A 10,484-nucleotide genomic window follows, 5' to 3' on the forward strand; every position below is an offset into this window, starting at 1 on the left:
CGTTCGCTCCCTCCCGGCGGTCGGTGGTCGGTGGTCGGCGCTCGGCGGGCGGCGGGCGGTCGTGCGGCGGGTGGTCGTGCGGCGGGCGGTCACGCGGCGACGAGGAAGTCCCGGACGGCACCCGTGAACGCCCCGGTCTGCTCGGCGAGCACGATGTGGCCGGTGTCGAACTCGGCGTAGGCGCTGCCGGGCAGGGCGGCGTGCAGCCGGCGGGCGTTCTCCACCGGGACGGTGGCGTCCTGGCGGCAGCCGATCACCAGGGCGGGGGCCTGGACGCGCGGGAGCAGCGGGCCGAGGTCCAGGTCGAGGTTGAGGGCGATGTGCCGCAGGGTGCCCGGGGTCGGCCGCATGTAGGCGGTGTTGGCCTGGACGGCGGCGCGCCCGATCCGGTCGAGGAAGCCGGGGCTGAAGGCGGTGAGGGTGGCGTAGCCGCCGAACGCGGCGGGGTGGTCGGCGAGGGAGAGCCAGGTGGCCATGGAGAGCCGCAGGTACTCGTCCTGTTCCGCGCTGATCCAGCCGGCGGCGGCGACCAGGCGGCGGACCCGCCCGGGGTGCAGGGCGGCGGTCGCGGTGGCGACGACGGCGCCGAGCGAGAAGCCGAGGATGTCGGCGGGGCCGCGGCCGGCGTCCTCGATCACGGCGGCGACCTGGGCGGCCAGGGCCTCCAGGGCGAGCGGACCGCCGTCGTCCTCGGCGGCCGCGCTGCCGGAGAGGTCGGGCAGCAGCACGGTCCAGCGGTCGGTGAAGGAGTCCAGCAGGCCGTCCCACATGGCGGAGCCGGGGCCGGTGCCGTGCACCAGGACGAGGGTGTCGGGGCCGTCGCCGACGACGCGGTAGGGGATGCGGGCGGTGCCGACGGTGATGACGGGCATGGCGGGTCCTCTCGATGGCTGGGTCGGACGGCGGGTCAGAAGGCCTGCCGGGTGCGGCCGGTGGGCCGGTCCGGCCCGGCCGGTCGGCCCGAGAAGTAAACTACACAGTGCAGATCAGTGATTCAACTGCACCGTGCAGTGCATTTTGAAGGTGTGGGAACGGTGAGGGACGGAACCGGGAGGGGAACTGCCCGTACCCGCCCGCCGTCCAAGCAGTGACGGAATGCCGGCCCGGGTTGAACACCGGGGGAGTACGGAGGGCCCTGTGCAGTCAGGTGGTGCCGAACTGAACGTCGGATGCCCGGGCGGCGGCGGCCCCGGCCGCCCCGGCGGTGCGCGGGTCGCGCCGGTCCGGCGGTCGGAGTCCGAGCCGGGGGCGGAGTCGGGGCCGGAGGTGACGATCGACCAACTCGACGCCACCGAACGCTGCGAGACGCTGCTCCAGGACACCCTGGACGCCGTCCGTCCGGCGCCGGTCTGGCAGGGGGCGCCCGCGCGAGCGGGGGCGCGGCTGCCGCTGCCGGGGCGCGAGTCGGAGCTGCTCTGGTACGTCACCCGGGGCCGGGACCTCCTCACCGTCGTCTCGCTGTCCCGACGGGCGGCGCTGGCGGACGTGGTGGAGCGGCACTGGCGGCGGCGCGGCTGGACCATCACCTCGCTGAACGCCGGCCGGGACCGCCCCGGCGTCGCCGCGGCCACGCCGGACGGCTACCGGCTGGAGCTGCGCTTCGGCGAGTCGGGCGAGGCCGGGCTGACGGCGAGCTCGCCCGGAGTGGCCCGCTCGGAGCGGGGCCCGGTGCTGTCCGGGAGCGTCGACCGCTGCGCGCCGCCGCTGCCGTACGTCCGCTGCCCGTACTGGAGCGCGCTGGTCTAGCCGGGGGCATTGGTCCAGCCGGGAGCGCTGGTCCGGCCGAGGGCGCTGGTCCAACCAGGGGCGCTGGGGACCGGGGGAGGCGTGGAGCGAGTCCCCCCGGACTCGCTCCACGCCGCCTCGTCGCGCGGCTTCGGCGTTGCCGCTCCCCCCGACACCCCGGCAAACCCGCCGTTCCCCCCTGGCCACACCCCCCTCCGGCGAGAGCGGTCCGCACAGGCCCGGCGAGCCCCCACCTCCGGGGACGTCGTTGATCTCAAACTAACAAACCGCGTGGTTGGTTTGTCAATAGCGGAATCCACAAAACATCCACATCGTGACGGAGTGCTCCGCGGCGGTCGGAAAGGCCCAGGACCAGCGGTTTGTCGTCCCACCGGGGTGTCCGCCGCCCGAGCCGCCCGACGCCGGGCGCGGACACGTAGTGCTGGACGCCGCCGTGGAATCCGACATTCCGAGCATCGTGGCAGCACGCTGTGACACCGGACGGGCGCCCAGCGCAGCCGGGGAAGCGGCCGGAGAAGCGGCCGGGGAAGCGGCCGGGGGAGGGGAGAGCGGGCGGGCTCAGCGCAGCAGCCGGCGTTCCTTCGCCACCGCCACCGCGCCCGACCGGGTGTCCACGCCCAACTTGTCGTAGATCCGGCCGAGGTGGGTCTTCACCGTGGCCTCGCTGATGAACAGCGCCCGGGCGATCTCCCGGTTGCCCAGCCCCTGCGCCAGCTGTCCGAGGATGTCCAGCTCGCGCTCGGTGAGCTGCGGCGAGGGCGCCCGCATCTGCGCCATCACCCGGGAGGCGACCGGCGGCGAGAGCACCGTGCGGCCCTGCGCGGCCGCGTGCACGGCGGCGAACAGTTCCTCGGGCCGCTCGGCCTTCAGCAGGTAGCCGGTGGCGCCGGCGGCGATCGCCCGGGTGATGTCGGCGTCGGTGTCGTAGGTGGTGAGCACCAGGACGTGCGGCCCGTCCGGGGTGGCGGTGATCCGCCGGGTGGCCTCCACCCCGTCGATGCCGTCGCCGAGTTGGAGGTCCATCAGGACGACCTGCGGGGCCAGCCGGGCGGCCAGCGCGACGGCCTCCTCCCCGGTGCTGGCCTCGCCGACCACCTCGATGTCGCCGGCGCTCGCGAGCAGCGCCAGCAGTCCGGCCCGCACCACGGCGTGGTCGTCGCAGACCAGCAGCCGGACGGGAGCGGTCCGGACGGGAGTGGTCCGGCCGGGAGTCGTGCTCATCGGTGCTCCAGGGTCATCGCTCGTCCGGGCTCATCTGTGCTTCGGGGGACCGGTGTTCCGGGCTCATCGGTCGTCCAGGGGGATCGCGGCGGAGACGACGGTGCCCTCGCCGGGCGCGCTCTCCACGGTCAGCCTGCCACCCAGCTGCCGCAGCCGGGCCCGCATCGCCGGCAGGCCGTACCCACGGCCGCCCCCGCCCCCGGCGCCGACACCCGCACCGCCCCCGGCCGCGCCCGGGTCGAAGCCCTGCCCGTCGTCGGCGATGTCCAGTACGGCCTGGTCGCCGAGGAAGGACAGCGTGATCGCGGCCGTCGACGCCCCGGCGTGCTCGCGGACGTTGGCCAGCGCGCCCTGGGCGATCCGCAGCAGCGCGGCCTGCGCGGCGGCGGGCAGCGGCACGGGCGCGCCGTCCAGGTGGAAGCGGACCGGCAGCCCGCTCTCGGCGGACTCCCGCTCGGCCAGCGCCCGCAGCGCCCGGTCGAGGGTGCGGCCGTCGGACAGCTCCGCCGGGGCGAGGTCGTGGACGAAGCGGCGGGCCTCGGCCAGGTTCCGGGCGGCCACCGAGGCGGCGGTGCGGACGTGGGTACGGGCGGTCGCCGGGTGGGTGTCCCAGGTGCGCTCGGCGGCCTGGAGCAGCATCTGCTGGCTGGACAGGCCCTGCGCCAGGGTGTCGTGGATCTCCATCGCCAGCCGCTCGCGCTCGGCCAGGGTGCCCTCCCGCCGTTCGGTGGCGGCGAGTTCGCGCCGGGTGCGGACCAGGTCGGCGATCAGCGCGCGCTGCCGGGCGGCCTGCCGGGCCATGAAGAGGAAGACGCCGGTGGCGAGTCCGGCCACCGCGGCCGGCAGCAGGACGAGGGTGGCGTCGGCGCCGCCGGGCAGCCGGACCTCGGCGGTCACCACCAGCAGGGTCAGCGTGCCGACCAGCGGGATGGCCGCCTTCGCGGGCAGCACCCGCAGCCCGGTGTAGATCAGCGGCACGGCGCACCAGGCGAAGCTCGGCGCGAGCAGCACCAGCACCACCCAGAGCGCCACCACCAGGGCCAGCGCCCAGCGGCGGTGCCGGTCCGGGGCGGTCGGACGGCGGTGGGCGAGCCAGGACCCGGCCGGCTGGGCGACGGCGAGGGCCGCGCTCAGCCCGATCACCCAGGGCGCCTGCGCGGTGCCGGAGTGGTGGGTGAGGTAGCGGCTGAGCGCGGCGGCGAGCAGCAGCAGGAAGGCGGAGTCCAGCAGCAGTGCGAGCCGGCCCGCGTCCGGATCGCCGGCGTCGTGGCCGAGGGCGCCGCCGGCGCCGGTGCGGTCCGCGGCGGGGCGGCCGGCGGTCGGGCGGGGCTGCTGCACGGGTGGCTCCTGGCTGAACGGGTGGTGCATGCGCGGTCGGCGCCTGCCCGTACCGGTCCGCACGGGCCCGTCCCGATCCGCACCGACCCGCACCGATCCCTCGATGGTGACCCGTCCGGCCCGGGGCCGCATCAGCCGATCGGTTGACGCCGCCGTCCCCCATCATGCCCGGACGCCCGCGCCGGACCGCCGATGTGGCGGCCCCTTCCCCGGCCGGAGGATCGAAGCACGCCGCCGGGCGATCCCCCCAACGGCCCGGCGGCCCCCGAACTCCCCCACTCCGCCCCGCCCCACCCCGCAGATCCGCTGAGGAGCTGGACCATGAAGAAGACCTCCGTCCGCACCCGGGTGCTGACCGGCACCGTCGCCGCCGCCGCGCTCGCCGCCGCCACCGTGGGCGCCGTCTCGGCCAGCGCCGAGTCCACCGACACCCCGGCCGTCCCGGCCGCGGCGAAGGCCGACACCCAGAACAAGAACCTGGCCCCGAGCAGCGGCCTGACCATCGACGCCGCCACCCGCGCCGCCCAGGCCGCCCTGGACGCGGCCACCAAGGCCGGCCAGCACGTGTCGGTCGCGGTCGTCGACCGCGACGGCGTCACCCGGGTGCTGCTGAAGGGCGACGGCGCCGGCCCGCAGGCCCCGGTCTCGGCCGAGCGCAAGGCCTTCACCGCGGTGTCCTGGAACGCCCCGACCTCGGAGCTGGCCAAGCGCCTGGCCCAGGCCCCGAACCTGAAGGACATCCCGGGCACCCTGTTCCTGGCCGGCGGCGCCCCGATCCAGTCGAAGGGCGCCCCGATCGCGGCCGTCGGCGTCGCGGGCGCGCCCAGCGGCGACCTGGACGAGCAGTTCGCGCAGGCGGGCGTCGCCGAGCTGGCGAAGTGACCGGGGGCCCGGCGGGCCCGCCCCGCGCCCGGGGCCGGGCCCGCCGGGCCGGGGTCTCGTTCGGGTGAACGCCGGAAGGGTAGCCGCAGAACACGGGATGACCCTTCGAAAAGCCGGTGCCGCTGTCAGTGGCGCGTGGCAGGCTTCCCGGTATGACGGCGTGGACCCTCAACGACATCGAACGCGCGATCCGCTCCTCCTGGGGCGTCGACACCTGTGCGCCCGAGGATCTGGCCCACTGGCGTCCCGACAATCCCGCCCGTGGTCAGTGCGGGGTGACGGCGATGGTGGTGCACGACCTGCTCGGCGGCGAGCTCATGATGGGCGAGGTGTACGTCGACGGGGTGCGGACGGACCTCCACTGGTGGAACCGTTTCGCCACCGGCTTCGAGATCGACCTCACCCGCGAGCAGTTCGGGCCGGACGAGCTGGTCGGCCGCGGCCGACCGGTCGCCCGCCCGGCCCGCCCCGGCCGGCTCCAGGCCCAGTACGAGCTGCTGCGCACCCGGGTGGTCGCCGAGCTGGAGCGCGGCGCGGCCGCCGACCGCACCCGGCTGCCGTCCCGGGCCCGCGCCTGCGCCTGAGGAGCGGCCCGGCTCCGGGGGCGCTTCCCCGGCCGACCGGCGGGAACCGCAGGACTTCTGACGTACAGTCGGCCGCATACGAGCGGTGCGGCGGCGACGGGAGTGCGCGGATGACCGGGCGGACGATCGGCTTCGTGGGGCTGGGTGCGATGGGGCGCGGCATGGCCGGCAGCCTGCTGCGGGCCGGCCGCACCGTACGGGTCTGGAACCGCTCGCCCGAGCCGGTGGCCGCCATGGTGGCCGAGGGCGCGGAGGCGGCCGGCTCGCTCGCCGAGGTGTTCGCCGCCGACACGGTGGTCTCCATGCTCGCCAACGACGCGGCGGTCGAGCGGCTGCTGCTCGACCCCGCGCTGCTGGCCGGCGCCGGGGCGACCCTGCACGTCAACATGGCCACCGTCTCGCTCGCCCTCGCCGAGCGGGCCGAGGCGCTGCACGCCGAGCACGGCGTCGGCTACGTCGCCGCCCCCGTCCTCGGCCGGCCGCCGGTCGCGGCGGCGGGGCGGCTGAACATCCTGGTCGCGGGCGCGCCCGAGCTGCTGGAGCGGGCCGAGCCGCTGTTCGCCGCGATGGGCGAGCGCACCTGGCACTTCGGCGAGAGCCCCCGGCAGGCCAACACCGTCAAGATCAGCACCAACTTCCTGATCGCCTGCGCGATCGAGTCGATGGCCGAGGCGTGCAGCCTGGCCGAGGCGCACGGGATCCGGCCGACCGACCTGGTCGACCTGCTCACCGGCACGCTCTTCCCCGGACCGATCCACACCGGCTACGGCGCGATGGTGGCCGAACGCCGGTACGAGCCGGCCGGGTTCCGGCTGCCGCTCGGCCTCAAGGACGTCGGCCTCGCGCTGGACGCGGGGGCCGCGCGCAACGTGCCGCTGCCGATCGGCAGCGTCCTGCGGGACGCCTTCCTGGACGCGCTGGCCCACGGCGACGGGGACAAGGACTGGGCGGCGGTCGCCGAGGTCGCCCGCCGCCGGGCCGGGCTGCCCGACTGACCTCCGCCCGCCGGCCCCCGGGCCGGGCTGCCGGACCGGACCCGCGCCCGCCAATCCCCGGCTGCCGCCCGGCGGTTGGCGCGGGCGCGGAATAAACCGGCGTCCGACGGCTGCTCACTCCTGCGTCCGCACCGTACGTACCACGGAGGAGTCCTGATGGGCGATCAGCCGCCCGGCGCCGAGACGCCGCGCCGTTTCCTGTTCCTCGACGCCAGCGCGCGCCCCGACGGCAACTCGGCCCGGCTCGCCCGGCTGGCCGCCGAGTCGAGCCTGCCGGCCGGTGCCGAGCAGCAGTGGCTGCGGCTGGACGAGCACCCGCTGCCGCCCTTCCGGGACCTGCGGCACACCGGCGACGGCACGTACCCCGAGCCGGCCGGCCACGAGCGGACGCTGCTGGACGCCACCCTGGCGGCCACCGACCTGGTCTTCGTCGCGCCGCTGTACTGGTACGCGCTGCCGACCAGCGCCAAGCTCTACCTCGACTACTGGTCGGCCTGGTTCCGGGTGCCCGGCGTGGAGTTCCGCGAGGGGATGCGCGGCGGCACCATCTGGGGCGTGACCGCCCTCGCCACCGAGGACGACGACAACGCCGAGCCGCTGATCGGCACCCTCCGGCTGACCGCCGACTACATGGGGATGCGCTGGGGCGGGGTGCTGCTGGGCCACGGCACCCGCCCGGGCGAGGCGCTGGCGGACGAGCGCGCGGTGATCGCGGCCAAGTCCTTCTTCGCGGGCTGATCCTCCGGGCCGGCCTTCCGGGCCGGCCCCTCGGGGCAGAACCCTCGCGGCCGGTTCCGCACGGCCGCCCCTCACGGACCGACCCCCGGCGGGCCGGGGCCGCGCGCACGCGCCGCCCGCCGCCGGGGGTCGTGCGGTACCGTCCTCCGGGCGTGTACCCGTCATCCGGCTGCCGCCCCGGCCGAGCGCAAAAGGCGTACGGACGGCCAGAGTTGGACGAATCGGGCAGCCCTCTCCCGGGCCCGGACCGCAGTGTGCCACCCGCCTTCCGGACCGGTCCCGTCGTTCGGTACTCTCCGTCGCACTTTCAGCTTTCGCGGGGGGTCCGCGGCGTTCTTCGGCCGCCCCCTCGCGCCCGGGCCTCGCCCGGACACTTCCGTGAGGTCTCCCTTGTCCATACGTCGCAGTCTTGCCCTTGCCGGGGCCGCCGCGCTCGCGTCCTCGCTCGTCCTGGCCGGCGCCCAGGGCGCCATGGCCGTCGGTGCCACCAGCACCCCGTCCGCCGTCGCCTCGCAGGCCGACAAGGCGTCGCGCGCGAGCCTCGACCTCTCGCTGAACGGCGTGCCCGGCACCTTCATCGCCGGCGGCGACGCCCGCGAGTTCACCTTCAAGATCGACAACCGGACGAAGCACGACTTCGTCTTCATCCCGCTGCTCAAGTTCAAGAACAAGGCGGGCTCGCTCCAGGCGAAGGACCTCAAGGTCCAGTACCGGCTCCCCGGCGGCGAGTGGCAGACCGCCGTGGTCGCCCCCGACCAGAGCGGCGAGAAGAACAGCTCCGTCCTGATGATGCTCGGCACCCTCGACTCGGCCGGCAACCCGGTCGCCGACGACCTGCTCGGGGTGAACCGCGGCAAGAACGTCCCGATCAAGGTCCGGGCGTCCTTCACCGACGGCGCCCCGCTCGGCCGGGCCGGCGTCGTCCCGGTCGTCTTCGCCGCCCAGCTCGACGACTCCACCCACCAGCCGGTCGACAACGGCCACCTCAGCTGCGACGGCGGCGTGGGCTTCACCATCAAGGCGCCGGGCGGCAAGCCGACCCCGACGCACACCGGCAAGCCCAGCCCGACGCCGACCCAGTCCCAGACGGGCAAGCCCAGCCCGACCGCGAGCGGCTCGCCGTCGGCCACCGCGACCGTCACGCCGACCGAGAAGCCGACCGAGACGCCCACCGGCAAGCCGACCGACACCCCGACCGAGAAGCCCACCGAGAAGCCGACCGAGAAGCCGACCGAGAAGCCGACCACTCCGGCCACCGGTGAGCCCTCCGGCTCGGCCACCGCCCCGGCCCCGGTCGAGAGCAGCGGCGACACCTCGGGCCCGATCGACTTCCCGGTGGAGCCCCCGGTCATCACCCCGCCGCCGCTGACCCCGGCCGCCGTCGACAAGGCCAAGGCCGCCGCGGACGGCAGCGACAAGGCCCTGGCCCAGACCGGTGGCGGTAGCAACACCACCGCGATCGCGGCCACCGGCGGCGCCGTCCTGGTGGCCGGTGTCGGCACCCTCGTGGTGCTGCGCCGTCGCAAGTCCGCCCAGCAGGGCTGAGGCGAAGCGCGCTGACGCAAGCACGCCGACCCGAGGCGCGCCGACCCGAAGCGCACTGATCCGGAACACCCCCGTGCCGCCCGCACCGTCCCCTCGGACGGATCCGCGGGCGGCACGGGCCGTTCCGGGGGCCGACCCGGGCCGTCCTGCGGGCGGTCCGGACGGTTCTCCTCCGTCACATAGGATGTCCGGCCGGAGGGGGGCGGAACGGCGGGGAGAGGACAGGTGCGGGTAGCACGCACGGCACGGACCACCACCGACTACGAGGCGACGACCGGGCGGATAGCCGGGCTGCCGCTCCGGAGGCACCACGTCCTGCTGACCGCCTGGACGGTGCTCTGGTTCCTCCTGGTCGAGCCCAGCGGCGGCTTCTCCTGGCACTACCTGCGCCAGGGCGAGCAGTTGCTCTTCAGCGGCCAGCCCGACGGCGGCCTGTCGCTCTACGCCCACCACCCGGAGCTCCAGATCGGCCCGGTCAGCCTGGCCGCGGCCCGGCTCACCGCCCCGTTCGCACCGCACACCGGCGAGCTGATCGCCGAGGCGGTGAGCGCCGGGCTGGGCCTGGTGATGCTGGTCGTGGTCGGCCGTACCGCGGCCCTGTACTACCTCGGCACCGGGACCAACCACCGGCGGCTGCAGCAGCGGCTGCTGATCGCCGGGCTGGCGTTCATCCCGATGTGGGTCGAGGTCTCGGTCCGCTTCGCGCACCTGGACGACGTCCTCGCGCTGTTCTTCACCACCCTCGCCGCGCACGCCCTGGCCCGCGGCAAGCCCGTCCAGGTCGCGGTCTTCCTGGCGCTGGCGGTGGACTCCAAGCCCTGGGCGATCGCCTTCGCCCCGCTGATCCTGGCGCTGCCCCGGCCCGCCTGGCTGCGCACCGCGGTCTGGTTCTGCGCCCTGGTGGCGATCGCCTGGCTGCCGTTCTACCTGGGCAACCTGGACACCATGGCGGCCGCCAAGTTCACCATCCCGAACCAGCCCGCCTCCGCGCTGCGCTGGTTCGGGGTCACCGACCCGGCCACCCCTTGGTGGGACCGGCCGACCCAGTTCGCGCTCGGCATCGGGCTCGGCTGCGTCGCCGTCTGGCGCGGCCGCTGGCCGGCCGTGGTGCTGCTGGGCGCGGACGCCCGCATCCTGCTCGACCCGAGCGTCTACACGTACTACACGGCCTCGATCCTGCTCGGCACCCTGCTCTGGGACGCCGTCGGGCAGAAGCGGCTCGTCCCGTGGTGGAGCTGGATCGCGCTGGCCGCGCTGTACGGCGGCACGCTGTTGCTCCCGTCCGACGCGGCCCGCGGCTTCGTCCGGCTCGCCTTCGTGGTGGTCTCCGCCGGGTACGTGCTGTTCTGGCCCACCCAGCGGTCCCGGCGGCAGCGGCCCGGCGCACCGGGCGACGGCGGCAGCGGCGGCACCGGCCGCCGGGGCGGTCGGGGCG

The 10,484-nt window shown here is 75.6% G+C and carries 10 protein-coding genes; 7 read left to right on the forward strand and 3 right to left on the reverse strand.

Annotated features, from left to right (window positions below; all coding sequences use genetic code 11):
- Nucleotides 1–89: 89 nt before the first annotated feature.
- Nucleotides 90–872 (reverse strand): alpha/beta fold hydrolase, encoded by a 783-nt coding sequence (locus AE652_RS13810; protein WP_049651634.1) that lies wholly within the window; start codon nucleotides 870–872, stop codon nucleotides 90–92.
- Between the two features lie 394 nt (nucleotides 873–1,266).
- Here AE652_RS13810 and AE652_RS13815 point away from each other — a divergent pair, with 394 nt between their 5' ends.
- Complete coding sequence (locus AE652_RS13815; protein ID WP_074001845.1) at nucleotides 1,267–1,746, forward strand: hypothetical protein; 480 nt, start codon at nucleotides 1,267–1,269, stop codon at nucleotides 1,744–1,746.
- A 558-nt stretch (nucleotides 1,747–2,304) separates the two neighbouring features.
- Here AE652_RS13815 and AE652_RS13820 read toward each other — a convergent pair.
- A complete protein-coding gene (locus AE652_RS13820) occupies nucleotides 2,305–2,967 on the reverse strand; it encodes a response regulator transcription factor (RefSeq protein WP_049651636.1) in 663 nt (220 codons plus the stop codon).
- A 63-nt stretch (nucleotides 2,968–3,030) separates the two neighbouring features.
- Entirely contained in the window at nucleotides 3,031–4,335 is a 1,305-nt protein-coding gene (locus AE652_RS13825) for a sensor histidine kinase (RefSeq protein WP_082345709.1), read from the reverse strand.
- A gap of 291 nt (nucleotides 4,336–4,626) precedes the next feature.
- On the opposite strand from AE652_RS13825, the gene AE652_RS13830 reads away from it, so the two are divergent.
- The 6 genes from AE652_RS13830 to AE652_RS13855 all read left to right on the forward strand — a co-directional run.
- On the forward strand, nucleotides 4,627–5,187 hold the full coding sequence (locus tag AE652_RS13830; protein ID WP_049651637.1) for a heme-binding protein: 561 nt from the start codon (nucleotides 4,627–4,629) through the stop codon (nucleotides 5,185–5,187).
- Between the two features lie 152 nt (nucleotides 5,188–5,339).
- Nucleotides 5,340–5,771: a hypothetical protein gene (locus AE652_RS13835; RefSeq protein ID WP_049651638.1), complete on the forward strand. Its 432-nt coding sequence runs from the start codon at nucleotides 5,340–5,342 to the stop codon at nucleotides 5,769–5,771.
- Between the two features lie 110 nt (nucleotides 5,772–5,881).
- The gene (locus tag AE652_RS13840) at nucleotides 5,882–6,766 is read left to right on the forward strand and encodes an NAD(P)-dependent oxidoreductase (RefSeq protein WP_049651639.1); all 885 of its coding nucleotides are present in this window, start codon (nucleotides 5,882–5,884) and stop codon (nucleotides 6,764–6,766) included.
- A 156-nt stretch (nucleotides 6,767–6,922) separates the two neighbouring features.
- Nucleotides 6,923–7,504 carry an NAD(P)H-dependent oxidoreductase gene (locus AE652_RS13845; RefSeq protein ID WP_049651640.1) on the forward strand — a complete coding sequence of 194 codons (582 nt, stop codon included), beginning with the start codon at nucleotides 6,923–6,925 and terminating at the stop codon, nucleotides 7,502–7,504.
- A 390-nt stretch (nucleotides 7,505–7,894) separates the two neighbouring features.
- Entirely contained in the window at nucleotides 7,895–9,049 is a 1,155-nt protein-coding gene (locus tag AE652_RS49210) for an LPXTG cell wall anchor domain-containing protein (RefSeq protein WP_159028443.1), read from the forward strand.
- 225 nt (nucleotides 9,050–9,274) lie between these two features.
- The coding region (locus AE652_RS13855) for a membrane protein (RefSeq protein ID WP_049651642.1) at nucleotides 9,275–10,484 on the forward strand (1,210 nt) is incomplete at its 3' end.

Source organism: Kitasatospora sp. MY 5-36 (assembly GCF_001182915.1).
GTDB lineage: Bacteria > Actinomycetota > Actinomycetes > Streptomycetales > Streptomycetaceae > Kitasatospora.

What these genes read in the sequence shown, in the direction of transcription:
- AE652_RS13810 (WP_049651634.1), bottom strand. Translation starts at nt 872, where the DNA reads ATGCCCGTCATCACCGTCGGCACCGCCCGCATCCCCTACCGCGTCGTC.
- AE652_RS13820 (WP_049651636.1), bottom strand. Translation starts at nt 2,967, where the DNA reads ATGAGCACGACTCCCGGCCGGACCACTCCCGTCCGGACCGCTCCCGTC.
- AE652_RS13825 (WP_082345709.1), bottom strand. Translation starts at nt 4,335, where the DNA reads ATGCACCACCCGTTCAGCCAGGAGCCACCCGTGCAGCAGCCCCGCCCG.
- AE652_RS13830 (WP_049651637.1), top strand. Translation starts at nt 4,627, where the DNA reads ATGAAGAAGACCTCCGTCCGCACCCGGGTGCTGACCGGCACCGTCGCC.
- AE652_RS13835 (WP_049651638.1), top strand. Translation starts at nt 5,340, where the DNA reads ATGACGGCGTGGACCCTCAACGACATCGAACGCGCGATCCGCTCCTCC.
- AE652_RS13840 (WP_049651639.1), top strand. Translation starts at nt 5,882, where the DNA reads ATGACCGGGCGGACGATCGGCTTCGTGGGGCTGGGTGCGATGGGGCGC.
- AE652_RS13845 (WP_049651640.1), top strand. Translation starts at nt 6,923, where the DNA reads ATGGGCGATCAGCCGCCCGGCGCCGAGACGCCGCGCCGTTTCCTGTTC.